This window comes from Sphingomonas radiodurans, assembly GCF_020866845.1.
Classification (GTDB): domain Bacteria; phylum Pseudomonadota; class Alphaproteobacteria; order Sphingomonadales; family Sphingomonadaceae; genus Sphingomonas; species Sphingomonas radiodurans.
Genome location: NZ_CP086594.1, coordinates 87,796 through 112,701, shown reverse-complemented (window position 1 = coordinate 112,701; position 24,906 = coordinate 87,796). Strand labels below are relative to the sequence as shown.

Genomic DNA, 24,906 nt, shown 5'->3' with positions numbered 1-24,906 from the left:
GAATATGGAACGAGTTTTGCCCGACCGCCTCTATCTCGATCACGCCGCGACGACACCGATGACCGCCGCGGCCCGCGATGCGGTGGCGCGTGGCATGGCAAACTGGGCAAATCCCTCCTCGCCGCACGCCGAGGGCCGCGCCGCGCGCGCCGCCCTGGAAAACGCACGGGCGGCGACTGGTGGTGCCTATGGCTGGCGACACGAAGTGCTGTTCACGAGCGGCGCGAGCGAGTCGCTTGGGATCGCGCTCGGCCGCGCCGTGGCCGGGCGGCGGGTCATCTCGGCGGTCGAGCACGATGCGGTGATGCGCGCTGCGGGGGAAGCGGCGGATATGGTGCCGGTCCATGGAGATGGGGCGATTAGCCTAGAGCGTCTGCGTGAAACCCTCACCTCCCCTCCGTTCGTCACAAGCGAAGTCGAGGGACAAGCCTCAGGCACATCGCTGGTTGCGGACGCCTCGACTTCGCTCGGCACGAACGTCGGACGGGGGCAATCGAATGGCGGGCGTCCGGTCGTCTGTGTCCAATGGTGCAACAGCGAGACCGGCGTGCGTCAGCCGATCGAAGCAATCGCCGACGTAATCCACGCCGCCGGCGCGCTGCTGCTGGTCGACGCCGCGCAAATGCCACCCTCGACTGACCTCGCCGATCATGCCGATTTCGTCGCCTTGTCGGCGCACAAGCGCGGCGGCCCGCCAGGTATCGGCGCGCTGCTCGTCCGCGATCTCGCGACCCTGACGCCCACCGGCGGGCAGGAGCGCGGTTACCGGGCCGGGACCGAGAACCTGCCCGCCGCGCTCGGCTACGCCGCCGCATTGGCCGAGCCGGAGCCGGATCATACTGCGCTGCGCGCGCGGCTTGACGATGCGATCGAGCGGTCGGGCGGCATCATCGTGGGCAAGGGCGCGCCTCGCCACCCGGCAATCGGCAGTTACCGGCTCCCTGGCCTCGCCGCGAACGCGCAGCTGATTCGCCTCGATCTCGCCGGGATCGCCGTATCGGCCGGCAGCGCCTGCGCGAGCGGCAGCCTGAAGCCAAGCCACGTGTTGCGCGCGATGGGCTGGAGCGAGGCGGCGACGCGCGAGGTGATTCGCGTCAGCTTCGGGCGGACGACAAGCGCGGCCGATGTCGATCGCTTCATCGCGGCATGGCGCGCGATCGCCCGGTCTGCACGAATGCTGGCGGCATGATCTACCTCGATTATCAGGCCACCACGCCGCTCGCGCCGGAGGCATTCGAGGCAATGGTGCCGTGGCTGCGCGACCATTATGCGAACCCGCACTCGCCCAGCCGCATCGGTCGTGCCGCCAAGGCCGCGGTCGAGGTGGCGCGCGCGCAGGTTGCGGCGCTGCTGCCGTCGGGCGGCCGGGTGGTGTTCACCAGCGGCGCGACCGAAGCGCTCAACTGGGCCGTGAAGGGCTCGGCTGGCGCGGTGGTGACGATCGCCAGCGAGCACGCCGCCGTCCTCGATACCGTGAAGTCAGAAGGTTCGGCGGGTCGCGAAGTGACCGTCCTTCCGGTGCGGCCCGATGGCCGGATTGACCTGTGGGTCGCTCGCCGCGTGCTGCGGCAAGGTGCGGGGTTGTTCGCGGCGATGGCGGTCAACAACGAAATCGGAGTCCTGCAACCGCTCGCCGAGTTGACCCGCATGGCGCGCCAGCGCGGCATCCTCGTCCTGTGCGATGCGGTGCAGGGCTATGGTCGCATCGCCATTCCGCCTGAATGCGATCTGATCGCGATCTCAGCGCACAAGATCCATGGGCCGAAGGGGATTGGCGCGCTCTGGATCCGCGACGGTGTCGCGCTCGATCCGCTGCTGCATGGCGGCGACCAGGAAGGCGGCCGGTCGGGCACGCTCAGCCCTGCGCTGTGCGTCGGCTTCGGCATCGCGGCGCGATTGATGGCAGAGCGGCACGACGCCGATGCGGCGCATGTCGAGAGGCTGTGGCAGATGGCGAGCGAGCGGCTGGTGGGCTGGACGATCAACGGGTCGTCCGAGCATCGGTATCACGGCAACGTTAATGTCCGGCGGGAGCGGCTCGATGTAAACCGACTGATGAGCGACTGTCGCGACATCGCCTTTTCGGCGGGATCGGCGTGCGCCAGCGGCTCGGGCCGGCCGAGCCACGTGCTGAAGGCGATCGGGCTGTCCGATGCGGAGGCGCGGGCCTCCATCCGGCTGGGTTTTGGCCGCTACACCACGGAAGCCGAGCTGGGTGAGGCGCTCACCACGTTGATCGCGGCGGCCGATTCGCAGCGGATCGCCGCATGAGGGTCCGCTTCGAAACTTCTTACGGCTTCGTCGAGACCGAGGCATCGCCGGGCGAGCGGTTGCTTGATGTTGGGCAGCGCATCGGCATGCCGCTCGAAGGAACCTGCGAAGGCGCTATGGCCTGCGCGACGTGCCACGTGATCGTCGCAGCCGAGGATTTCGCGCGCCTCGTGCCCGCATCAGGGGAGGAGGAAGAAATGCTCGATCTCGCTTATGGCGCAACACGAACGAGCCGGCTGTCGTGCCAGATCGTCCTCGACGACGGGTCGGACAGCATCACCGTGCGCATCCCCGGTTGAGCGCAGCGACACCATCTTGATCGCAGCCGATCGCTCCGCCATAGGGCACGCGGGAGTCGGGCGGACGTGGTCGTCGCCAACTTGGTCAGGTCCGGAAGGAAGCAGCCACAACGATTTCGCCACGGGTCGTCCCGGCTCCCACCGCGAGCCTGCCAAGCAGGTGAGCGCGGCCAGCGGCGCAGCGCGCCGTCTGACGAGGCGGCTTCGCCGCGGCGCGCTCCACCGCCCCGCTGTCCTACATGCCCAAATCCTGTCACGCTCTTCGCATGCCCCGCCCCGCGAAACTTCCCACTGACTCGCGGCCATCAACCCCGTATGGTGAGGAAGTGCGCGAGACCCTCAACTTCCTCAACATTCGCGGGCGCTAGGTGACCGACAGCTTCCTCGGCCTCGACGAGCCGGTCCAGCCGAAGCGCACCGGCGAGGCGTATCGCGTACTCGCGCGCAAATATCGCCCGCAGACGTTCCAGGCGCTGATCGGGCAGGAGGCGATGGTCCGCACGCTGGAGAATGCGATCAAGCGCGATCGCATCGCGCATGCGTTTCTGCTCACCGGGGTGCGCGGGGTCGGAAAAACATCGACGGCGCGGCTGATCGCCAAGGCGCTCAACTGCATCGGTCCTGACGGCAGCGGTGACCCGACGATCGATCCGTGCAGCGTGTGCGAGCCGTGCCGCGCGATCGCCGAGGGCCGCCACATCGACGTGATCGAGATGGATGCCGCGAGCCACACCGGCATCGACGACATCCGCGAGATCATCGAGGCATCGCGCTACGCCGCGGTGTCCGCGCGCTACAAAGTGTACATCATCGACGAGGTCCACATGCTGTCGAAGGCGGCCTTCAACGGTTTGCTGAAGACGCTGGAGGAGCCGCCGGGGCACGTGAAATTCCTGTTCGCCACTACCGAGGTGAACAAGGTGCCGGTGACGGTGCTGTCGCGCTGCCAGCGGTTTGACCTGCGGCGCATTCCTGCGGACAAGCTCGCGGCGCATTTCGCTTCGGTCAGCACGCAGGAGGGCGTGGTCGCAGAGCCTGAAGCGCTGGCGCTGATCGCGCGCGCGGCCGAAGGTTCTGCACGCGACGGGCTGTCGATCCTCGACCAAGCGATCGCGCATGCCGATCTCGAGGGCGGCGGTGTGGCGGCGGCGGCGGTGCGGGATATGCTCGGTCTGTCCGATCGCGGCGCGATCCGGGATTTGCTTGGGTTGCTGATGGCCGGCGATGCGCCTGGCGCACTGGCCGCGCTGCGCCGGCAATATGATTTCGGGGTTGATCCGCAAGGCGTGCTGCGCGCGCTGCTGGAGGCGGTGCATGGCGTCACGCTGGTGAAGGTCGGCACCGCCGACGATCCCGCGCAACCCGCCGAGGAGCGTGACGCTTACCGTCGCTGGGCGGAATCGCTGTCGTTCCCGCTGCTGCATCGCTTGTGGCAACTATTGCTGAAGGGCCACGAGGAGGTCGCGCGCGCCGCGTTGCCGATCGAGACTGCGGAAATGGCGCTGCTGCGCATCGTCCACGCCCGCAGCATGCCCGATCCGGGCCAGCTCATGCGCCAAACGGCCGGAGCGGAGCCCGCTACGCCGCGCGCGATTGCTAGCCCGGTCCAAGAGCCGGCACCGGTCGAACGTGAGCAGGCGGCGCTGCCCGCAACGTTCGCCGATCTGGTCGCAAAGATGGAGCAGCAGGGACATCATTTGCTCGCGGTGCGGCTCGGCCATGGTGCGCGCATCGTCCGGTATGCGCCGCCCGAGATCGTGTTCAGCGGCTCGCGGCCGATCGCGGCCGATACGCTCGCGGAAACCGCGGCTGCGTTGCGTTCTATCACTGACACAGCGTGGAAGCTGTCATTGCTCGACGCGCCCGGCGAACCGACATTGAAGGAAACCGCCGACATTGTGGCGGAGAACGAGCGACAAAAGGTGCTCGCGTCGCCATTGGTTAGGGCAGCGCTCGAGGCCTTTCCAGAAGCCGAGCTCATCGACTGGCCCAACAAGAGGAACAACGCGTGAAAGACATCAACGAACTTCTCGCCGCGGCGCAAAGCGCGGCGGAGAATGTCCAGAAGCAGATGGACGAGGCGCAGGCGACGCTCGACAAGATCGAGATCGAAGGCGTGTCCGGCGGCGGCCTGGTGAAGATCAAGGCCACCGCGAAGGGCCGCATCCTGTCGGTCGAGCTTGACGATTCGCTGATCGTGCCGGCGGAAAAGCAGATGCTCGAGGATCTGATCGCGGCGGCGTTCAACGATGCGCGGACGAAGGCTGATGCCGCCTCGGCGCAGGAAATGTCGAAGATGACGAGCAGCCTTCCGCTGCCACCGGGCTTCAAGCTGCCGTTCTGATCTCGGCACCGTGGCGCGGTGCGGTCAGCGAATGCAGGCGTCCAGCCCGTCGCGCCGTACCACGCCGACCTGGCGTGCAATCGCATTACCGTGGCGCCGCACGAAACCGCGCGGCGTTACCGCTTCTCGCTTCTTCGGCAGCGGCAGGACGGCAGCAATCCGGCCGGCCTCGTTCGGCGTCAGCCGATCGGCGGAATGATTGAAGTATCGGATCGCTGCAGCTTCGGCGCCATAGGTGCCGATGCCGGTCTCGGCCACGTTGAGATAAACTTCCATGATCCGGCGCTTGCCCCACACAGCTTCGATCAGCACCGTGAACCATGCCTCGAACGCCTTGCGGACATAGCCGCCACCTTGGAACAGGAAGACGTTTTTGGCTGTCTGCTGGCTGATCGTAGAGCCGCCGCGGATGCGGCCGCCCTGAGCATTTCGCATGGCCGCCCCGGCCATCGCCTTAAAGTCAAAGCCATTGTGCGCGCAGAATCCGGCGTCCTCGCCTGCGATCGTAGCGCGTGGCATGTCGGGATCGATGCTGTCCAGCGACTTCCAGTCCTTGGTTACGGAGTGGCCGGACAACAAATCACCAGCCATGGTGAAGGTGAACGGCGGGGGGAAAAAGCGAAGCACGACCACCCACATCAACGACAGAACGACGAACCAGATCGCCAGCTTGATCAGAAATCGCAGCACGCGCATTATCACCAAACGCGAGCCCCGCTGCTTGTTTCTTAAAGGTTGAACTGTTCTCGTCACTGCCACTCGTCATGATCGACCCGGAAGTGTTTATCGGCGTGTGGCAGGCATGTGCGACGTCATGACGTCGCACATTATCATTCTTAGTCCGCGTCGGACTTTTCAGCCTTGCGCGCCTTGCGCTTGTCTTCTTTCTCGATGCCTGCGCGAATGACCTTCTTGATCTCTAGCCGATCTTCCTTCGAGAGCTTCGCCCAATCTTTACCGTCGGCCGCGGCGGCTTCTTTGGCCTTCTGCCGCACTTCCAGCGTTAGCGCAGACGGTGCTGCCTTCGGTTTGACGTTCTCTTCGGCCATCAATTTTCCTGTCTACAGATTACGGCAACCTATCTTCGCACTTTTGCCTATTCAAGTCGCCGAGGCCGTGCACGACTATACCGGCGCGATAGCAACATGATCGGCACACGTGGGGGACAAGGAATTGAATGAGTCGGTCGGCGTCGCGGGCCAAGGGTCGAAGCAGGAGCGTCGTCGCGCACGCGCGGCGCTACGGCCCTGCGCGGCCGATGCGGCTGCTGTTCCAGCCTGTCGGCAATCGTTTGAGCGGTACCTTTGGCGTCGCGGAAACACCTGATCAGTTGTGTGAGGGAAAGTGCCACGTCACGCAACGTCGACAATCTCGTTCATCTGGAAGCGTCGCTGAAGCTGCTGAGCTACAGCCAAAACGCACGGTCGGTTCCGACGGGCAACGATATGGTTGGCGCCCGGGCGGCGGAGATAAAACGCCGCTATGACGGAATTGTGCTTAGGGTCAGGACTTGTTGATCACAGCCAGAATATAACGGTGGCTGCGAGGGCGACGGCAGAGAAGAACGCGGTGGGGCAGCGGTCATAGCGAGTGGCGACTCGCCTCCAGTCCTTGAGCCGCCCGAACATGATCTCGATGCGGCTGCGACGCCGGTAGCGGCGTTTGTCGTATCTGACCGGCTCGTTGCGAGAGCTCCGGCCTGGGATGCAGGGCTGGTTGCCCTTCGCTTGCAGGGCGTCCCTGAACCAGTCAGCGTCGTAGCCACGGTCGCCGAGTAGCCACTGGGCTCTTCTTGGCAAATCGTCGAGCAGCGCTGCCGCGCCGGTGTAGTCGCTGACTTGGCCTGCGGTCATGAAGAAGCTCAACGGGCGGCCGTCCGCATCGGCAATGGCGTGGAGCTTCGTGTTCATACCGCCTTTGGTGCGGCCGATCAGTCGGCCGAGGTCCCCCCTTTTACCCGCAGGCTCGATGCCGTGCGGTGCGCCTTGAGGTACGTCGCGTCGATCATGACCGTCTTCGGCTCGGCGTCGGCCGCCGCCAGCCCCTCCATCATGCGGACGAACACACCTCGCTCACCCCACCGCTTCCATCGGTTGTACAGCGTCTTATGAGGGCCGTAGGCACTGGGAGCAGAGGTGGCTCGGGGGATCTGAACATCTCGCACTACGGTACGTTGTTTGACGATTTTCATGCTGCGGTTAAGAACCATGACGTTAATTCGCCCGACGCCGTACTTATAATCGAACTGTTCGGCGAAGACATGCAACTTGTCGTTGCGCCAAAGCCCGAACGGATCGGCCAGATAGCGTATGCCCGAGGTCCCCGGTAGCCAAGTGATCGGGAGATCGTCAAGCGATCCAAGCCGAATGATCGACACAATGTTCGCCGAAACTACCCCGCAGCGCCAGAAGTCTTTCAGAGGTTGCTCGGTTTGTCTGGACAGGTTCACGGCTTGGATAAGTGGACTGCCGCTGGTTGATCATGCCGCTGCGAGAAGCGGCTGGTTGAAGTATATCTGGTCGGGCGTGCGGCCGCCAAGCGCGGAGTGCGGCCTAACGGCATTGTAGAACCCGATGTAGCGGCTGATGCCGGCGCGGGCCTCGGGAACCGAGGCATAGGCGTTGAGGTACACCTCCTCATATTTCACCGAGCGCCAGAGGCGCTCCACGAACACGTTGTCGCGCCAGCACCCCTTACCGTCCATGCTGATCGCGATCTTCTCGCGGTGGAGGACGGCGGTGAAGGCGGCACTCGTGAACTGCGAGCCCTGATCGCTGTTGAAGATGGCGGGCTTGCCGTAGCGGGTCAGCGCCTCCTCCAGCGCCTCGATGCAGAACCCGACATCGAGCGAGATCGACACCCGCCACGCCAGCACGCGCCGGCTGAACCAGTCGACGATGGCGACGAGGTAGACGAAGCCACGCGCCATCGGCACATACGTAATGTCCGTCGCCCAGACCTGGTTCGGCCGGATCACCGCGAGCTTGCGCAGCAGGTACGGATAGATCTTGTGCCCCGGTGCCGGCGTCGAGGTGTTCGGCCGGCGCGCCTTTCACGGCAGCCAACGCCACCTTGGCCTTGAATGCCGGGCTGTGGTTCCAGCGGGGTCGTTTGCTCATCTTGCCTCCTTCTCGCGGCCAGCACGGCCGCTGTCAGATCGGCAATCCACTTATCCCCGATGTTCAGATCCCCCGAGCCACCTCTGCTGGACGTGTCGGCACTGAAGGATCTGCTGGGAAAAAGCTGATCCGGTCTGCGGAGCGCTACGCTGCGGTGGAGAAGCTGATGGCCGACCACGGCTTCTCCGAGCGTCGCGCCTGCAGGCTGGTCGGGGTCAATCGGTCGGCGTGGCAATATGAGCCGCTTCGCGGAAAGGATGATGCTGTCCGCGAGCGGTTGCGCGAGATCGCGAACGAGCGTCGGCGGTTCGGCTATCGTCGGCTGGCGATCCTGCTCATGCTTGAAGGCAAGGGCATGAATCTGAAGAAGATCTACCGGCTGTACCGCGAGGAGCGGCTGGCGGTGCGCAAACGTGGCGGCCGCAAGCGGGCGCTCGGCACGCGGGCACCAATGGCGATCCCGCAGGAACCGAACCCGCTCGACTTCGTGTCGGATGCATTGGCCTGCGGCCGGCGCTTTCGCATGTTGAACGTCATCGACGATTACAGCCGGGAATGCCTGGCATGTATCGTCGACACCTCGCTGTCGGGCCGGCGCGTCATCCGTGAGCTTAGCGCTATCGCCGAGCGTCGCGGGCTGCCGTGCATGGTGGTCAGCGATAACGGCACCGAACTGACCAGTCACGCTGTACTCGCCTGGTGCCAGGACACTGGCGTCGAGTGGCACTACATCGCGCCCGGTAAGCCGCAGCAGAACGGCTTTGTGGAATCGTTCAATGGTCGCTTGCGCGACGAGTGTTTGAACGAGCACCTGTTCCCCTTGCTGGCTGCGGCGAGGCGGATCATCGAGGCATGGCGGACGGACTACAACACCGTGCGCCCGCACAGCAGCCTTGGCGGCATGGCACCCGCCGAGTTCACCAACCGCCCCCGCCAGGGGCATGAGTGACCTGCTGCTCGTTTCCTGGACCGTTTTGAGCTGGAAAATTCCAGTTATGATCGGAGGGCCAGAGAAGCGGAGCGAGTGATGAAAAGGTCGAAGTTTTCGGAGGCGCAGATCGCCTTCGTGTTGAAGCAGGCCGAAGACGGCACGACCGTCGGCGAGGTGTGTCGGAAGACCGGGATCAGCGAGGCGACGTTCTATGCCTGGCGCAAGAAGTATGCGGGGTTGATGCCGTCCGAGATGCGGCGGTTGCGCCAGCTTGAAGAGGAAAATGCCAAGCTGAAGCGGCTGGTCGCTGATCTCAGCCTCGACAAGGCGATGTTGCAGGATGTCGTCTCGCGAAAGCTCTGAGGCCTGACCGGCGTCGGCAGCTCGTCGACGATGTTCGAAGCACCTGGCAAGTCAGCATCAGGCGGGCGTGCGGCGTGCTTCGGGCGGAACGATCGAGCTACCACTATCGTGGGCGCCGCGCCGATCAGGCCGATCTGAAGAAGCGGATGAGGGAGATCGCCGAGACGCGGGTGCGTTATGGTTATCGCCGCATCCATGTGCTGCTCCGGCGGGAGGGCTGGGACGTGAACGCGAAGCGGATCTATCGGCTTTACAAAGAGATGGGGCTACAGCTGCGGCATAAGCCACCGAAGCGCCGGGTGAAGGCGAAGCTGAGAGAAGGCCGCTGCGCGGCGTCTTGTTCGAATGAAGTGTGGGCCATGGACTTCGTCCATGACCAACTCGCCACGGGATCGAAGCTGCGCATCTTGACCGTGGTCGACACCTTCAGCCGGTTCTCGCCGGCGGTTGTTCCGCGGTTCGGCTTCCGGGCTCCCGACGTGGTGGAAGTGCTCGAACGGGTATGCAGCGAGGTGGGCTTCCCAGCGTCGATCCGTGTCGATCAAGGCAGCGAGTTCATCTCGCGTGACCTCGACCTGTGGGCGTATACGCGCGGCGTCACGCTCGACTTCAGTCGGCCCGGCAAGCCGACCGACAATGCGTTCATCGAGTCCTTCAACGGCAAATTCCGGGCGGAATGCCTGAACCAGCACTGGTTCATGAGCCTCGACGATGCCGTCCGAAAATGCGAGACTTGGCGCAGAGACTACAATGAGGTGCGACCGCATAGCGCCATCGGCAACAAACCGCCGATATCGCTAGTGAACCGGTCAGCGGCACATGGCCCGCCGCTGCCGGCAGAAGCTGGATGACAGCCAGCGAAGTGGTCCAAGAACGGGTAGCAGCTCAACCAACCGCCCCCGCCAGGGGCATGAGGACACCGAAGCTAACTTATCAGCGGCCTGAAAACGGGGAGCAGGTCAGCACCTTCATGCTGCTGGCGAAGAGCGAGGGCCGTGAGCCACTTGCGCCACCCTCGGGGGCATGGGTACTGCTCGTTATACCCGCCACGATGTTCGTGAGCATGGTGATTGATCCCGCGCCCCTAGCTAGATATGCCGATTACGAAGTTTAACGCGATCAAAAAGCGTTGCGGTGGACCACGACTTTCAACGTCGCAAGCAGGATCATCATGTCCCGCATCAGGCTCCAGCCGTTGACGTATTCGAGATCCGCATCGAGTCGGTTGACCAGATCTTCCCGGCGGTGCGTTGCCCCTCGAAATCCGCGGACCTGCGCCAACCCCGTAAGGCCCGGCTTGCAGACATGGCGGTGGTGATAGCGCCGGTCGACTTCCCAGAATAACTGATCGCCCGCGAGCGAGCCGATGGCATGGGGGCGCGGTCCGACGAAGCTCATGTCGCCACGCAGAATGTTGAAAAGCTGCGGCAACTCATCGATGCTCGTCGATCGAATGAACTTGCCGATCCTCGTGACCCGTGCGTCGTCTCGCGCCGTCGAGACATTGCCGTCGCTATCGGATAACGAGGCCCGCATGCTGCGGAATTTGAACATCGAGAACATATGATTGCCCTCGCCGACGCGGTTTTGAACGAAGAAAACCGGTCCGTTGCTATCTAGCTTGATCAGAACGGCGACCAGAACAAACAGTGGGACGAGAAACAGCACCGCGGGCACGACGAGAGTAAGATCCAAGATCCGCTTCACGATTCGGTCGCGAAGTTGCAGGCCACCCGCCGACACAAGTACAGTCGCGATCCCGGCGAAATGCTTGTTGCCAATTACCCCAATCATATCGAGCTCGGGGATCAAGATCTCAGCTTTGACGCTACTTCCCTTCAGCACCGAGGACCAATCACTCCGTCGGTCTGGCGGGCACGCGATGAACACCTCGTCGATACCCTTGAGCTGTCGTGCGAGCCGGTCCAGCGCCAACGGATGGATCGAGCTCTGCGATGTTTCGACTGGCTCACTCGAGACAATTTTCAGGCCTTCGGGTAGAGGGATGTTCACCCCGTCGAGAATGAGCATGCGGCTAAGTGCCGAGCCACAAAAAACACGGTCACTCCACACACCAATCATGCTGCGGCACAAAAGCAGCAAGGCGGCCGAGCACAGGAACGTGATCACGGCACTCAAGCGCGAGATCGGACTGATCTCCTTGAGCAGGAAAGCTACAAATATTGTAACAAAAAAAGCAGTGAGCAAATTGGCGCAAGCGATCCATGTCGCGCTGCGCCATCGCTCCAATGTGTTGGCATTGAAGGTTCTTGTCGCGAGCAGCAGATAAATTGGCACGATCGCCGCGAGTAAAGAGAAGCTCTCGACAGGATATCCACGTGCTTCAACGATCCCACGCCCGACAGCGAACCCCGTCGTTAGCGACAAGACGTCACATATGAACAAGACAAAATAGAAGCGCAGCCGCAAGGTACGCTTATCTTCTATGGCGGTAGTACCCGCCTCAACGGGCCTTAACCATTCTTGCGACAATAGAATTTCGGACATGGTTGACGCATGCCCCCCTGTTTCATCTCTGCGGGCGAGTTGGGTCATGCCATTGAGGCTTAACTCCCACCGCGATTAGCCCTGATAGTGTGCATTGCTTAGCACAGATTAGGGGTCAAGGTGCAATTGCCTAAATGGCCAGGCGCGACGAAGCGTTGCAATTGCGGCATTCTTTCTCATGCCGCGGAACAATGACTGTTTCGCTGCGTCTATCAAAGAAGATTTTCACTGTGCGGACGACGGCTTGGAGTGGTTGCTACAGCGTAAGGGTGCCACGCATTCCTCCTCAAGCGTCACTTAATCTCGATGCAATTTTGCTCGGTAATCGCACTGTTATTAATTCGTCAATTTGACACATGTAAAACGAAGATCATCGCAAAAATCCTGGAGAGGCTGTAAAGTGGTCATGGATCGTCGCCAACGAGTTGTGCGTTTTGCGCTGCACAATAATGATGTTTCGTCTGACGGGGTTAAGGCCGAACTGGCGCCAGAACGGGCAATCGAGACTAGTCGTATTGGGCTTTGGTTTGGCCTCGCAGCAATTCTGTGGGCGGTGATTGCACTTACTACGATGGTTATTTGAATTGTCACCGCGGTAAGGCGAGTAGCGCTTCGCGTTTATTGCGGTCGCGCGAAAGTTTTTTGACGTCCCGTTTCAGGTTAGGCTGCTGTTCATAATAGGCGAGCAATTCATCAATGCCGATTGGCTGCGATCGCTTTCGCCCGAAAATGAACATGCCGACAGACGCGTCCAGCGCGCGACGATCGTCACATACTGAGTCGAGTAGCCTAAGCCACACGAAGGGGAAGGCTGCGATCTGTCCCAATTTGGTGCTGCGAAGCAGAGACTGCATCAAGTAACGGATCGAAAGCACGGCCATCGTCCCGGGCCCAGTCGATTGTCCAGCCGAAAGCACGTCGAAATCGCGGAACAGCCAGCGGAGACCGCTCGGCGACCAGCGATTGAAGTCATATGCCTGCTCACACACCGGCCACATGAAAGCTGTGTCAGTGAACATCAATCCGCCCGGCTTCAGGATCCGGACAGCCTCCCCCACGACCCTGCGCGGATCTACTACCAGTTCGAGGATGCCTTGAATCCAGACCGCATCGACTGACGCGTCCTGCAAGGGGATCGCATGCGCGTCAGCAACGAACGAGATGTTTGGTGAAGCGTATATATCGAAGGACATGACTTCGATCTCTGAAGACTCATATAGTTCTTCGGAGCCGTAGCCGATTTCCCCGGCTCCAAAGACGGCGATCACTGGCTTTCGAGTTGCGGAATTGCCCGCCGTGCCTTCGATCATCATCTTGGCAAAAGTCGCGGCATGGCTGTTGAGAGGTGGCTCGGGGGATCTGAACATCGGGGATAAGTGGATTGCCGATCTGACAGCGGCCGTGCTGGCCGCGAGAAGGAGGCAAGATGAGCAAACGACCCCGCTGGAACCACAGCCCGGCATTCAAGGCCAAGGTGGCGTTGGCTGCCGTGAAAGGCGCGCCGGCCGAACACTTCGACGCCGGCACCGGGGCACAAGATCTATCCGTACCTGCTGCGCAAGCTCGCGGTGATCCGGCCGAACCAGGTCTGGGCGACGGACATTACGTATGTGCCGATGGCGCGTGGCTTCGTCTACCTCGTCGCCATCGTCGACTGGTTCAGCCGGCGCGTGCTGGCGTGGCGGGTGTCGATCTCGCTCGATGTCGGGTTCTGCATCGAGGCGCTGGAGGAGGCGCTGACCCGCTACGGCAAGCCCGCCATCTTCAACAGCGATCAGGGCTCGCAGTTCACGAGTGCCGCCTTCACCGCCGTCCTCCACCGCGAGAAGATCGCGATCAGCATGGACGGTAAGGGGTGCTGGCGCGACAACGTGTTCGTGGAGCGCCTCTGGCGCTCGGTGAAATATGAGGAGGTGTACCTCAACGCCTATGCCTCGGTTCCCGAGGCCCGCGCCGGCATCAGCCGCTACATCGGGTTCTACAATGCCGTTAGGCCGCACTCCGCGCTTGGCGGCCGCACGCCCGACCAGATATACTTCAACCAGCCGCTTCTCGCAGCGGCATGATCAACCAGCGGCAGTCCACTTATCCAAGCCGTGAACCTGTCCAGACAAACCGAGCAACCTCTCTACAACACCGTGCGCCCGCACAGCAGCCTTGGCGGCATGGCACCCGCCGAGTTCACCAACCGCCCCCGCCAGGGGCATGAGTGACCTGCTGCTCGTTTCCTGGACCGTTTTGAGCTGGAAAATTCCAGTTATGATCGGAGGGCCAGAGAAGCGGAGCGAGTGATGAAAAGGTCGAAGTTTTCGGAGGCGCAGATCGCCTTCGTGTTGAAGCAGGCCGAAGACGGCACGACCGTCGGCGAGGTGTGTCGGAAGACCGGGATCAGCGAGGCGACGTTCTATGCCTGGCGCAAGAAGTATGCGGGGTTGATGCCGTCCGAGATGCGGCGGTTGCGCCAGCTTGAAGAGGAAAATGCCAAGCTGAAGCGGCTGGTCGCTGATCTCAGCCTCGACAAGGCGATGTTGCAGGATGTCGTCTCGCGAAAGCTCTGAGGCCTGACCGGCGTCGGCAGCTCGTCGACGATGTTCGAAGCACCTGGCAAGTCAGCATCAGGCGGGCGTGCGGCGTGCTTCGGGCGGAACGATCGAGCTACCACTATCGTGGGCGCCGCGCCGATCAGGCCGATCTGAAGAAGCGGATGAGGGAGATCGCCGAGACGCGGGTGCGTTATGGTTATCGCCGCATCCATGTGCTGCTCCGGCGGGAGGGCTGGGACGTGAACGCGAAGCGGATCTATCGGCTTTACAAAGAGATGGGGCTACAGCTGCGGCATAAGCCACCGAAGCGCCGGGTGAAGGCGAAGCTGAGAGAAGGCCGCTGCGCGGCGTCTTGTTCGAATGAAGTGTGGGCCATGGACTTCGTCCATGACCAACTCGCCACGGGATCGAAGCTGCGCATCTTGACCGTGGTCGACACCTTCAGCCGGTTCTCGCCGGCGGTTGTTCCGCGGTTCGGCTTCCGGGCTCCCGACGTGGTGGAAGTGCTCGAACGGGTATGCAGCGAGGTGGGCTTCCCAGCGTCGATCCGTGTCGATCAAGGCAGCGAGTTCATCTCGCGTGACCTCGACCTGTGGGCGTATACGCGCGGCGTCACGCTCGACTTCAGTCGGCCCGGCAAGCCGACCGACAATGCGTTCATCGAGTCCTTCAACGGCAAATTCCGGGCGGAATGCCTGAACCAGCACTGGTTCATGAGCCTCGACGATGCCGTCCGAAAATGCGAGACTTGGCGCAGAGACTACAATGAGGTGCGACCGCATAGCGCCATCGGCAACAAACCGCCGATATCGCTAGTGAACCGGTCAGCGGCACATGGCCCGCCGCTGCCGGCAGAAGCTGGATGACAGCCAGCGAAGTGGTCCAAGAACGGGTAGCAGCTCAGATCCGTGTCGATCAAGGCAGCGAGTTCATCTCGCGTGACCTCGACCTGTGGGCGTATACGCGCGGCGTCACGCTCGACTTCAGTCGGCCCGGCAAGCCGACCGACAATGCGTTCATCGAGTCCTTCAACGGCAAATTCCGGGCGGAATGCCTGAACCAGCACTGGTTCATGAGCCTCGACGATGCCGTCCGAAAATGCGAGACTTGGCGCAGAGACTACAATGAGGTGCGACCGCATAGCGCCATCGGCAACAAACCGCCGATATCGCTAGTGAACCGGTCAGCGGCACATGGCCCGCCGCTGCCGGCAGAAGCTGGATGACAGCCAGCGAAGTGGTCCAAGAACAGGTAGCAGCTCAACCAACCGCCCCCGCCAGGGGCATGAGGACACCGAAGCTAACTTATCAGCGGCCTGAAAACGGGGAGCAGGTCACTTGGCGTTTCGTCTAAAGGTGAAGAGACCCTACTCAGCCACTAGCCCTAGAAGATATGATGTTGGTCGGGGAAAGAGGATTCGAACCTCCGGCCTCTGCGTCCCGAACGCAGCGCTCTACCAGGCTGAGCTATCCCCCGACCAAGATGCCGTCCGGCCCAAGGGCAGTCGGCAGGGCGCGGCTTATATCAGCGAAAGTTGTGGCAGCAAGAGGCGATTTATCGCTCGGCTTTCGTAGCTTGGATCGCTCTCGCTGCATCGTTTTCAAGGTGACGCGATGTACGCTTGTTAGCGGCTTGGCGAGTCAAGACAAGCGTGCTTAGCAGCCCCGGCTATGTCGTTGCTCGAATGGCTTGCTACCTTGATGGGGATCGCCTGCGTCGCGCTCGCGGCGCTCCGCAGTATCTGGACGTTTCCGGTTGGGATCGCGTCCGTTTCACTGCTCGGCATCGTTGTGTTCGAAACAGGGCTGTACAGCGACGCAGCGTTGCAGATGTTCTTCGCAATTGCCAATCTCTACGGCTGGCAGCAATGGCGACAGGTCCGTGGTGCGTTAAACGCTGCGAAGGTCGTGACAATGACGAACGCGAGTCGCTTGGCTTGGGCCGTTTCGACGTTGTTTGGTGGCATAGTCCTAGCGGTGGCGATGAACCGCCTCACCGACGCATCTTACCCACGGTGGGACGCCTCGATCGCCGCGGTCAGCGTAACAGCACAACTGCTGATGGCGCGTCGTGCGCTGGAAAGTTGGTGGTTGTGGATCGCGGTGGACCTTGCGTCCATCCCGCTTTACCTGGCCAAAGGCCTACAACTTTTCGCGGGACTTTACTTGATTTACCTGGCGCTTGCGATTGCCGGCCTGGTGAGCTGGCGCGCAGCCTTTCGCAACGAGCGCGGTGATGCGAGATGACGCTCCGCACGATCTGTCTTCATGGCCCGGAATCCACGGGTAAGTCGACAATGGCGCTACGGCTAGCGCGGCAGTTTAATTCTGATTGCGTTGAGGAGTTCGGCCGCACGTATTGCGAGCGCTATGGTACCGATCTCACCATGGCGGGTCTGGTTATGATCGGCCATGCCCACGATCTGAAGACGCGTGCAGCAGTTGCGGCGGGGCGGCTCCCGGTAATCCTCGATACCGACCCGTTGATGAGCGCGGTGTGGGCCGACATGATGTTCGGGCGACGCGATCCGTGGTTTGATCACTGGACCAACACCGCGGATCTCTACCTGTTGTTCGATATCGACCTACCCTGGGAGGCAGACGGAACGCGGATGTTCGGTTCGCCCGCGACTCGGCAGAAGTTTTTCGACCTGTCGCGGCGTGCGCTTGATCGCCGCGGGCTGCGGTGGGAGTTGGTGAGCGGGCAGGGCGTGAGGAGAGATCTCGTCGCACTCGACGCTATTAAGCGCCACATGGCGGGCGGCGGAGCGGCCTGATACCCGCTCCGCCAGCGAGTTACTGCGCGCGCGGTGCCGCCGCGGCGGCGTTCGCAGGAAGTCCGCCGAGTTGCCCGACGAGCTTGATGTAAGCGTCGAGGTAACTCAGCACGATGATCTGGCCGATCGCGGTATCCTGATAACCGCCGCCGGCCGCACCGCCGAAGGTGCCGCCCGAGAATAACCCGCCACCCGCGCCAAAGCTGACATCCGACTTGCGGGCATAGCCTTCCGTCAGCGCCTCTTCCTCGGTGGTCCGAGCGTTGACGAGGCTGAGCGTGGTCTTCGCCTCGCCCTTCTTGACGTTGATGCCGCCGGCGATCGCGCCGAGTGCGCGGCCGGCGCCGCCGAACAACCCACCCACTCCACCGAGCACACCGCCGATGCCGCCGCCGCCCGAATTGCGGTTCGCGGTGACGATGTCGGGCTGGAGGAAGTAATCCGCTGCCTTCACCTGTCCCCTGCCGAGGTTCGAGCCGCCCTGCAGCTCGCCCGCATCGGCCATCGCGCGTTCCATGTTGCGGTTCATCATCGCGCGGCCGCGATTGACCATGGTGAAGCAGCCGGACTTCTGGACGAAGATCTTGATGATATTTTCCGGGCTGCCGAGGTTGAATTCGCGCCACCACTGATTGTCGGGTTCGACGATCGCGAGCGAGCCAAGGCGCTTCGTGCAGACCGGGATCTGCGCTTCGCCCTTTTGCTGCGCCTGATGCGCGGACGAGCCCTTGTTCTGCGCGAGTGCGGGCGTCGACGCCAGCAAGACGGCAAAGGTGGCGGCGATGAATGGTGTACGCATGAAATCCCCCGTGATTTCGCCCGCGGCGTTTGCGACCGTCAGGCGTCGTTGCGACGGCTGCCCGTAGCATCGTTGCGATGCCGCCGCCAGACGCGGCTTTGGCATCCGCCCGTGGAGGTGCTAACGCCCGCGGCGATCCCTTCAATCCGGCAGAACTTCGTGGCGACTGAGCTTTCCAAGATCCGTAACTTCTCGATCATCGCGCATATCGACCATGGCAAGTCGACGCTTGCCGACCGGCTGATCCAACAGACAGGCGGGCTCACCGCCCGCGAGATGTCCGCCCAAGTGCTTGATAACATGGACATCGAGAAGGAGCGCGGGATCACCATCAAGGCGCAGACGGTGCGCCTGGATTGGAAAGGCCATGTCCTGAACCTGATGGACACGCCAGGGCACGTCGACTTCGCCTATGAAGTCAGCCGCAGCCTCGCCGCATGCGAGGGCGCGCTGCTCGTCGTGGACGCGGCGCAGGGGGTGGAGGCGCAGACGCTCGCCAACGTCTACCAATCGATCGAGCACGACCATGAAATCGTGCCCGTCATCAACAAGATCGACCTGCCCGCGGCCGAACCCGAGAAGGTGCGCAAGGAAATCGAGGACGTGATCGGCCTCGACGCGAGCGGCGCGGTGCTCGCCAGCGCCAAGGCGGGGATCGGGATCGAGGAGATCCTCGACGCGATCGTCGAGCGAATCCCGCCGCCCGAGGGCGACCGCGACGCGCCGCTGAAGGCGATGCTGGTCGATTCGTGGTACGATCCGTACCTCGGCGTCGTAATCCTGGTGCGCGTGATCGACGGGATGCTGAAGAAGGGCCAGGAAGTGACCTTCATGCAGGCCGGCACGCGGCACCTGGTGGATCGCGTGGGCTGTTTCCGCCCCAAGATCGAGCAGCTGGCGGACCTCGGCCCGGGCGAGATCGGCTTCATCACCGCACAGATCAAGGACGTGGCGCAGGCGCGCGTCGGTGACACGCTGACCGACACCAAGCGCCCCGCGCTGCAGGCGCTGCCCGGGTTCAAGGAAGTGCAGCCGGTGGTTTTCTGCGGCCTCTTCCCGGTCGACGCCAACGACTTTGAGAAATTGCGCGAATCGATCAGCCGGCTGCGGCTGAACGACGCATCGTTCAGCTTCGAGATGGAGACGAGCGCCGCATTGGGCTTCGGCTTCCGCTGCGGCTTCCTGGGGCTGCTGCACCTCGAGATCATCCAGGAGCGGCTGACGCGCGAATACGACCTCGACCTGATCACCACCGCGCCGAGCGTCGTCTATGAGATCGCGCTTGCGCACGGCGCCGGGCAGCTGGAGCTGCACAACCCGGCCGACATGCCCGATCCCAACAAGATCGAGATGATCGCCGAGCCGTGGATCGAGGCGACGATCTACGTGCCCGACGAATATCTCGGCAGCATCCTGAAGCTGTGCCAGGACCGCCGCGGCATCCAGAAGAACCTGACGTATGTCGGCGGGCGCGCGCAGGCGACGTACGAGCTGCCGCTGAACGAAGTGGTGTTCGATTTCTACGACCGGCTGAAGAGCATCAGCCGCGGCTATGCCAGCTTCGACTATCACCAGATCGGCTATCGCGACGGCGACCTGGTGAAGATGAGCATCCTGGTGAACAACGAGCCGGTCGACGCGCTGAGCATGATCGTCCACCGCGGCACCGCGGAGAGCCGCGGGCGCGGCATGTGCGAACGGCTGAAGGACCTGATCCCGCGCCACCTGTTCAAGATCCCGATCCAGGCGGCGATCGGCGGCAAGGTGATCGCGCGCGAGACGATCGCGGCGATGCGCAAGGACGTGACCGCGAAATGCTATGGCGGCGACGCGAGCCGCAAGAAGAAGCTGCTGGAGAAGCAGAAGGAAGGCAAGAAGCGGATGCGCGAATATGGCTCGGTGAGCATTCCGCAGGAGGCGTTTATCGCGGCGTTGCGGATGGGGGATGAAGGCTGAGGCCGAGCGCCCGCGATTAGGGAGGGGATTGCGCCAGCAATCGCCGAGCTAGACGCGGATCAGCGCCGGGCCCGGCCGACGACCGCCCGGATTCACCGGGCGTGTCGATCGACGACGCGGCTTTGCCGCGGCGTGGTGGCTTCATGCCGTCACTTAAGTCTACTCTGCAGCTCTTGCGTCCGAAACGTTTTGCGTGGCGTATAGTCGGTCCATCTGTTTATCGAAGAGCGCCCATAGAGCCTCTCCCTCTTCACCTAACATCTCGGTTTCGCGTTGGAACCGGTTCTCCTCATGCACTGCATCAAGTGGATCGTCCCATGGAAAGGTAGCGGTCGCTTCGAGCATCGCCAATGTCGCCATGAGGCGCGACCGTATCGCTAAACGCCGCGATTCCGACAGCTTGTTGCGTTCGGCATCGTCTTGCGCGAACAGGTCTTCTTGCGTGTACTGCATGTTGGCAGCCTATGCCGTTGAGCATGTGGCAGCAACGGTTGAGCCACCGAGCGAGGGGGAAAAGTGACAAACGGATGGCGCGGGGACCGCCTGCGCGAAATCGTCCGCTCGATGGTGTCGCGACCACGGCATGAGGCGCTGCGCGGTCTGATTACAGAGTTGCTGCGCGAAGGCTTTGGCGCGGCATTCAGTGAGTTGGAACACGAGCGCTATCTCGTCGATAACAGCGGTCGCATTGATGTGGCGTGGGGCGCCACCGTAATTGAGCTAAAGAGCGACCTGCGCCGCGAGGAACGCGATGTCATCGCGCGCATGCCAGATTATCTAGCCGACGCCGCCCGTCGAAGCGGGGCCGGCCGAACCACTGTCGGTCTTGCCACCGATGGCGCGACCTTGCTGGCCTATACGCTCGATCGCGGCACGCTCGCGCCGATCGGCCGCTACGACGTCGAGGCCGAGCATCCCGAACGGCTGTTGAGTTGGCTTGAACCGCTGCTCGCGCCAGTTCCCGAGGTGATGCCGACGCCAATCGCGGTGGCGCTCACCTTTGGACGGCACAGCCTTGCCTTCGGCCGCGCGCATGCGGAACTTCGACGCCTATGGGCCGAAGTCAGCGACCATCCCGAAGTTCGACTGAAGCGCGATCTTTGGGAGGGATTGCTGCGCCAAGTTTATGGCGACGATGTCGGTAGCGACGCTCTCTTCCTGCAGCACACCTATCTAACCATCCTTGTGAAAGCGATCGCGGCGCGCGTGCTCGATCTGGCGATCGACGATCCGTCGGAGATGCTGTCCGGTCGGTTGCTGACGAATGAAGGGATCGTTGGGGCTGTCGAAGCCGATTTCTTCGACTGGCCGCTACTGGCCGAGGGCGGCGCGGCGCTTGTGCATTCGCTGGCAAATGAGACCGTGCGCTTTCGCCTTCGCGACGTTGAAGTCGACGTGCTCAAGAGTCTTTACGAGAGCCTGATAGATCCCGACGAGCGTCATGATCTCGGCGAGTATACACGCCCGATTGGCTGGCGGCGCGCGTCGTCTCGGCAGCGGTCCCGCATCCGCTAGCGCAGCGCGTGCTCGATCCGTCGTGCGGTTCGGGCACTTTCCTGTTCCATGCGATACGTCGGCTGATCGCCGCCGGGCGTGCGGCCGGGCTGCCACCGGCCGAAATCGTCGCAACTTGCGCGGATCGCGTGTTTGGGATTGATGTACACCCAGTCGCCGTCGCGCTCGCGCGCGTCACCTGGCTGCTGGCACTTGGCGATCTGGTGCAGGATCGGCCGCCGACGCTGAGCGTGCCCGTCTACATGGGCGATTCGATGCAATGGAGTCTGCGCCCGCTGGGCGCATCGGCCGAAGTGCTAGTGGACGTACCGCCGAACGATCCGCCGTTGCGCATCCCGGCCGGGCTGGCGAGCGACCAGCTTTTGTTCGAACGGGCGCTCGACGAACTCAATCGTGGTCTCGACACGCTCGCTGAGCCAGAGGCGATCCGAGATGCAATCGCTCGCGCCGGCGCGACTGCGGAAGACGCCGCGATGCTTGGCCGGACCTTCGCGCAATTGAAGCAGCTATTTCTCGACGGCCGCAACCACATCTGGACCTTCATCCTGCGCAATCTGCTGCGTCCGGTCTGGCTGTCGCATCCCGATAACCGCGCCGATGTGCTGATCGGCAACCCGCCATGGATCGTCTACCGCCATCTAAGCGCGGAGATGAAAGACCGGCTGCGGGAGGCGCTGCAGAGCTATAACCTTTGGGTCGGCGGCAGCCTTGCGACGCACCAGGATATGTTTGCGCTGTTCTGGGCACGCGGGGCTGAACGCTATCTGCGAGAAGGCGGTACGTTAGCGCTCGTCGTGCCCTACGCTGCACTCAACGCGCCGGTTTTCGCTGCTTTGCGCGACGGAAGCATGCAGCGCGTGCGCGTGGCAATCACTGGCGGCTGGGGGCTCGAACGCGTTTGGCCGATCTTCGGTGCACAGTCGGGAAGCAGCACCACGAGCACGTGCGTGCTGTTCGGCGAGCGTGACCGCACTGGACCGCCGCCAACGAACTTCGATCGTTGGGTGGGTGTGCTTCCCCGACGCGACGCCACTGAGGCCGAAGCGGCGGGGGCGCTTGATCACGTACGGGCCGCATGGCCGCGTCCGCGAACGCTGATTTCCGCATCGCCGTATCGGAGGCGGTTTCGACAGGGCGCAAGCCTCAGCCCACGCCGCTTCTTCCTGGTTGAGCACGTCGTCTCGGGCCGCCTGCAAAGCCGCCGCGATGCGCCGCGCGTGCGTGGTCGTGTCGGAAGCCTGGACAAGCGGCCGTGGACCACGGTGGAACCACCCGAGGGCCCGGTTGAACGTGCGTTCGTACGCCGGATCGCGTTGGCGAGTCCATAGCGCCCTACTGCGTCCTCGGGCTGACGAACGGGGTAATTCCTCTTGAGGATGGCGCGATTCTCAGCGCGGCCAGCGCCAATGCTCGGGGATACCGTGGGCTAGCCGCTTGGCTGACTGATGCTGAAGCGAAGTGGAATGAGCACAGCAACAAGGATATCGAGGGCAATGCTCGAATGTCACTTGCTGAGCGCGTCGGTGCAATGGGCACGCTCCGCGCGCAAGGCAGTCGAGCGCCAGTTCGTGTTCTTTACACGAAGGCCGGGACACGGTTGAGTGCTTGTTGGATCGAGGACGACGACGTTATCGTCGACACGAAGCTGTACTGGTGTGCTGCCCGTTCGGTTGAAGAAGCCGCTTATCTCGCTGCTGTCATCAATACACGGATTGTGCTCGATCGCGTCCGTGATCTTCAGCCGGTGGGACAGCGTGATCCGCGCGATTTCGATAATCTCGTGTGGACGCTGCCGATTCCCGAGTTTGACGCGAGCGATGCGGTGCATGCAGACCTCGCAACAGCGGCGCTGCACGCCGCTGAAGTAGCAAGGCGTGTCGAACTGCCCGAAGACGCGCACTTCACCACGAAGCGACGCTTGATCCGGCAAATGCTGGAAGCAGACGGCGTGGCGGAAACGATCGAGCGTCTCGTCGACGCATTGCTTCCGCTGTGACGCAGCTTGAGCTTCCTGACAGTGAGTTGTTCGCGCAGGTGTTAAGCCAGTGAACAGACGCAGCTGGTGTCGAGCGACACGCCCGGCGCCGCCGGGCGGTCGTCGGCCGGGCGTCGCTTCCGCGCCAGTCGCCAAGCTTCGCCTAGCTCTCTGAATCGGCCTTGAACCGCGCCCAAGTCTCATCGCTCCGACACGCCTCCCACACGGCCTGCGCCGCCGCGATCTGGCGCTGCGCTTCCACGCGCGCGCGTTCGCGCTCGCGGACCGTGGAGCCGCCGGTAATGCCGCTCCACTGGTATCGCTCGCGCAGGTCGAGCGGGGGGCGGGGTGGTTCGCCGGCGGCGGCCCAGGCCTCGCGGCGGATGTCGTCGAGCGTCTGGCTGAGCGGGCCGGCGCGCACCCACACCTCGTCGCCGGGCTGCAGGCCTTCGCGGGTGGTGTAGAGCTTGATGAGGTCGGCGCGGTTGCCGCAGCCTTCGAGAATCAATTCCCAGAAGCTCAGCTGGCGCAGGTAGAAATCGGCGCCGACGATGTTGCCGGCGATGCGGTCGCGGCGCTCGGCGGCGACCTTCAACGTGTAGGTGCGCAGGATCTCGGCGGCGAATTCGAGCCTGGACTGCTTGGCGGCTTCGGCGTGCGCCGCGGCCTTGCGCGCATCGGCCGCGGCGCGCTCCTTGCAGGCGGGGCAGCCGGCGGCGGCTTCGCGCGCGATCGTTTCGGGATGCTTGGTGCCGCCGGGGAGCGCCGCGGTGCCGTAGCGGCCGGGCATGTGGTGCTTCATGATGAACATGAGCAGGCGATCATTGTAGCGGCGGCGCTCGCCGACCTGCTCGCCGTGGTAGAAGACGGGGACGGGGGTGCCCTCGATCGCGCGGTCGATGGCGATGTCGGCGAGGCGCTGCACGCCGCTGGCGAGCGCGGCTTCCCAGGCGGCGCGGAAGCCGTCTGCGCCGGGCTGCCTCCGCAAGTGATAGGCGCCGGTCGTGGCGAGGTTGATGCGCTGGCAGGCGGCCTTGACCGAGCCGAGCTCGGCAAGCGCGGCGATGAAGGCGCGCTGGCGCTCCGCCGTCCAGCCGTCGAAGCGATATTTGCGGGGGACTGGTTTGAAGGTCAGCGGGGCGAAGGCGAGCGGGTCCGCGGGGGCGGGGTCGCCCGCGGGAGCGGGGAGGGCGGGGGACGGATGCTCGGCTGAGATCCACTGTTGCATGGCCGCGGGGATATCGCGGAACGGGGGTTGTAGGACAGCCTTTGGAGGCGGGGGGCGTCAGTCGGCGTCGCGCGACACGCGGGGTTGCTTCCCCCGGCGTCGGGCCGGGGTAGCGATTTATACTAAGCCATTGGAAAATGGTGGACGCACTTGGGCTCGAACCAAGGACCCGCTGATTAAGAGTCAGCTGCTCTACCAACTGAGCTATGCGTCCATTGATCGGATCGGGCGGCTGCCCGCGATCGGGAAGCGGGCGGTTAGCATCGTGGGCGCGGGATG

Annotated in this window: 20 protein-coding genes, 2 tRNA genes, 1 other RNA gene and 5 pseudogenes; 17 read left to right on the top strand and 11 right to left on the bottom strand. The window is 63.2% G+C overall.

Annotated elements, in window-relative coordinates:
• The first annotated feature begins 4 nt into the window (after window positions 1-4).
• The 6 genes from LLW23_RS00560 (at window position 5) to LLW23_RS00535 (ending at window position 4,914) form a co-directional block, all read left to right on the top strand.
• Window positions 5-1,189: a cysteine desulfurase family protein gene (locus LLW23_RS00560; protein ID WP_228946858.1), complete on the top strand. Its 1,185-nt coding sequence runs from the start codon at window positions 5-7 to the stop codon at window positions 1,187-1,189.
• A complete protein-coding gene (locus LLW23_RS00555; RefSeq protein WP_228946857.1) occupies window positions 1,186-2,271 on the top strand; it encodes a cysteine desulfurase family protein in 1,086 nt (361 codons plus the stop codon). Before LLW23_RS00560 ends, LLW23_RS00555 begins: the two co-directional genes overlap by 4 nt.
• A complete protein-coding gene (locus LLW23_RS00550) occupies window positions 2,268-2,570 on the top strand; it encodes a 2Fe-2S iron-sulfur cluster-binding protein (RefSeq protein WP_228946856.1) in 303 nt (100 codons plus the stop codon). The genes LLW23_RS00555 and LLW23_RS00550 overlap by 4 nt, the downstream gene beginning before the upstream one ends.
• Window positions 2,571-2,620: 50 nt before the next feature.
• Window positions 2,621-2,714, top strand: an RNA gene (ffs, locus tag LLW23_RS00545) — signal recognition particle sRNA small type.
• 224 nt (window positions 2,715-2,938) lie between these two features.
• Window positions 2,939-4,582 carry a DNA polymerase III subunit gamma/tau gene (locus tag LLW23_RS00540; protein ID WP_228946855.1) on the top strand — a complete coding sequence of 548 codons (1,644 nt, stop codon included), beginning with the start codon at window positions 2,939-2,941 and terminating at the stop codon, window positions 4,580-4,582.
• Window positions 4,583-4,641: 59 nt separating this feature from the next.
• Complete coding sequence (locus tag LLW23_RS00535; RefSeq protein WP_408642055.1) at window positions 4,642-4,914, top strand: YbaB/EbfC family nucleoid-associated protein; 273 nt, start codon at window positions 4,642-4,644, stop codon at window positions 4,912-4,914.
• Window positions 4,915-4,938: 24 nt separating this feature from the next.
• On the opposite strand, the gene mtgA is transcribed toward LLW23_RS00535, so the two are convergent.
• The 4 genes and pseudogenes from mtgA to LLW23_RS00515 all read right to left on the bottom strand — a co-directional run.
• Window positions 4,939-5,610, bottom strand: a complete 672-nt coding sequence (gene mtgA, locus LLW23_RS00530) for a monofunctional biosynthetic peptidoglycan transglycosylase (RefSeq protein ID WP_228948642.1) — start codon at window positions 5,608-5,610, stop codon at window positions 4,939-4,941.
• A gap of 140 nt (window positions 5,611-5,750) precedes the next feature.
• Complete coding sequence (locus LLW23_RS00525; RefSeq protein WP_228946853.1) at window positions 5,751-5,963, bottom strand: hypothetical protein; 213 nt, start codon at window positions 5,961-5,963, stop codon at window positions 5,751-5,753.
• Between the two features lie 468 nt (window positions 5,964-6,431).
• Window positions 6,432-7,045, bottom strand: a pseudogene (locus LLW23_RS00520) (IS5 family transposase); the annotation flags it as partial.
• Window positions 7,046-7,393: 348 nt separating this feature from the next.
• Window positions 7,394-7,960 (bottom strand): annotated as a pseudogene (locus LLW23_RS00515) (IS3 family transposase); the annotation flags it as partial.
• A 156-nt stretch (window positions 7,961-8,116) separates the two neighbouring features.
• Here LLW23_RS00515 and LLW23_RS00510 point away from each other — a divergent pair.
• Window positions 8,117-8,982, top strand: a pseudogene (locus tag LLW23_RS00510) (IS3 family transposase); the annotation flags it as partial.
• Between the two features lie 78 nt (window positions 8,983-9,060).
• A protein-coding gene (locus LLW23_RS00505) for an IS3 family transposase (protein ID WP_408641937.1) occupies window positions 9,061-10,178 on the top strand; the annotation gives its coding sequence in 2 pieces (ribosomal slippage) (window positions 9,061-9,316 and window positions 9,316-10,178; 1,119 coding nt in all).
• 268 nt (window positions 10,179-10,446) lie between these two features.
• Here LLW23_RS00505 and LLW23_RS00500 read toward each other — a convergent pair.
• A complete protein-coding gene (locus tag LLW23_RS00500; RefSeq protein WP_228946852.1) occupies window positions 10,447-11,883 on the bottom strand; it encodes a sugar transferase in 1,437 nt (478 codons plus the stop codon).
• A gap of 539 nt (window positions 11,884-12,422) precedes the next feature.
• A complete protein-coding gene (locus LLW23_RS00495; protein ID WP_228946851.1) occupies window positions 12,423-13,148 on the bottom strand; it encodes a class I SAM-dependent methyltransferase in 726 nt (241 codons plus the stop codon).
• Window positions 13,149-13,334: 186 nt separating this feature from the next.
• Between LLW23_RS00495 and LLW23_RS00490 the strand changes: the two are divergent.
• The 3 genes and pseudogenes from LLW23_RS00490 to LLW23_RS00480 form a co-directional block, all read left to right on the top strand.
• Window positions 13,335-13,901 (top strand): annotated as a pseudogene (locus LLW23_RS00490) (IS3 family transposase); the annotation flags it as partial.
• Window positions 13,902-14,126: 225 nt separating this feature from the next.
• Window positions 14,127-15,244 (top strand): IS3 family transposase gene (locus LLW23_RS00485; protein WP_408641937.1). Its coding sequence is split into 2 segments (ribosomal slippage): window positions 14,127-14,382 and window positions 14,382-15,244, totalling 1,119 coding nucleotides; the frame shifts between segments, so codons are not numbered across the junction.
• A 38-nt stretch (window positions 15,245-15,282) separates the two neighbouring features.
• Window positions 15,283-15,603: pseudogene (locus LLW23_RS00480) on the top strand (integrase core domain-containing protein); the annotation flags it as partial.
• A gap of 174 nt (window positions 15,604-15,777) precedes the next feature.
• Here the strand turns inward: LLW23_RS00480 and LLW23_RS00475 are convergent.
• Window positions 15,778-15,854, bottom strand: a tRNA-Pro gene (locus tag LLW23_RS00475).
• 194 nt (window positions 15,855-16,048) lie between these two features.
• On the opposite strand from LLW23_RS00475, the gene pnuC reads away from it, so the two are divergent.
• Window positions 16,049-16,624 (top strand): nicotinamide riboside transporter PnuC, encoded by a 576-nt coding sequence (gene pnuC / locus LLW23_RS00470; RefSeq protein WP_228946850.1) that lies wholly within the window; start codon window positions 16,049-16,051, stop codon window positions 16,622-16,624.
• The gene (locus LLW23_RS00465) at window positions 16,621-17,154 is read left to right on the top strand and encodes an AAA family ATPase (RefSeq protein WP_228946849.1); all 534 of its coding nucleotides are present in this window, start codon (window positions 16,621-16,623) and stop codon (window positions 17,152-17,154) included. Before pnuC ends, LLW23_RS00465 begins: the two co-directional genes overlap by 4 nt.
• 19 nt (window positions 17,155-17,173) lie before the next feature.
• Here LLW23_RS00465 and LLW23_RS00460 read toward each other — a convergent pair whose 3' ends face one another.
• A complete protein-coding gene (locus LLW23_RS00460; RefSeq protein WP_228946848.1) occupies window positions 17,174-17,953 on the bottom strand; it encodes a CsgG/HfaB family protein in 780 nt (259 codons plus the stop codon).
• A 159-nt stretch (window positions 17,954-18,112) separates the two neighbouring features.
• Here LLW23_RS00460 and lepA point away from each other — a divergent pair, with 159 nt between their 5' ends.
• Entirely contained in the window at window positions 18,113-19,909 is a 1,797-nt protein-coding gene (gene lepA, locus LLW23_RS00455) for a translation elongation factor 4 (RefSeq protein WP_228946847.1), read from the top strand.
• Window positions 19,910-20,068: 159 nt separating this feature from the next.
• On the opposite strand, the gene LLW23_RS00450 is transcribed toward lepA, so the two are convergent.
• The gene (locus tag LLW23_RS00450; RefSeq protein WP_228946846.1) at window positions 20,069-20,362 is read right to left on the bottom strand and encodes a hypothetical protein; all 294 of its coding nucleotides are present in this window, start codon (window positions 20,360-20,362) and stop codon (window positions 20,069-20,071) included.
• Between the two features lie 159 nt (window positions 20,363-20,521).
• Between LLW23_RS00450 and LLW23_RS00445 the strand changes: the two genes are divergently transcribed.
• From LLW23_RS00445 to LLW23_RS00435, 3 genes are all read left to right on the top strand, one after another.
• Window positions 20,522-21,424: a hypothetical protein gene (locus tag LLW23_RS00445; protein WP_228946845.1), complete on the top strand. Its 903-nt coding sequence runs from the start codon at window positions 20,522-20,524 to the stop codon at window positions 21,422-21,424.
• Window positions 21,425-21,432: 8 nt separating this feature from the next.
• Window positions 21,433-22,752 carry an Eco57I restriction-modification methylase domain-containing protein gene (locus LLW23_RS00440; protein WP_228946844.1) on the top strand — a complete coding sequence of 440 codons (1,320 nt, stop codon included), beginning with the start codon at window positions 21,433-21,435 and terminating at the stop codon, window positions 22,750-22,752.
• Window positions 22,753-22,952: 200 nt separating this feature from the next.
• Window positions 22,953-23,420: a hypothetical protein gene (locus LLW23_RS00435; protein ID WP_228946843.1), complete on the top strand. Its 468-nt coding sequence runs from the start codon at window positions 22,953-22,955 to the stop codon at window positions 23,418-23,420.
• Window positions 23,421-23,562: 142 nt separating this feature from the next.
• Here LLW23_RS00435 and LLW23_RS00430 read toward each other — a convergent pair whose 3' ends face one another.
• Window positions 23,563-24,627, bottom strand: a complete 1,065-nt coding sequence (locus tag LLW23_RS00430) for a hypothetical protein (protein ID WP_228946842.1) — start codon at window positions 24,625-24,627, stop codon at window positions 23,563-23,565.
• Between the two features lie 138 nt (window positions 24,628-24,765).
• Window positions 24,766-24,841: transfer RNA gene (locus tag LLW23_RS00425), tRNA-Lys, on the bottom strand.
• Between the last annotated feature and the right edge of the window lie 65 nt (window positions 24,842-24,906).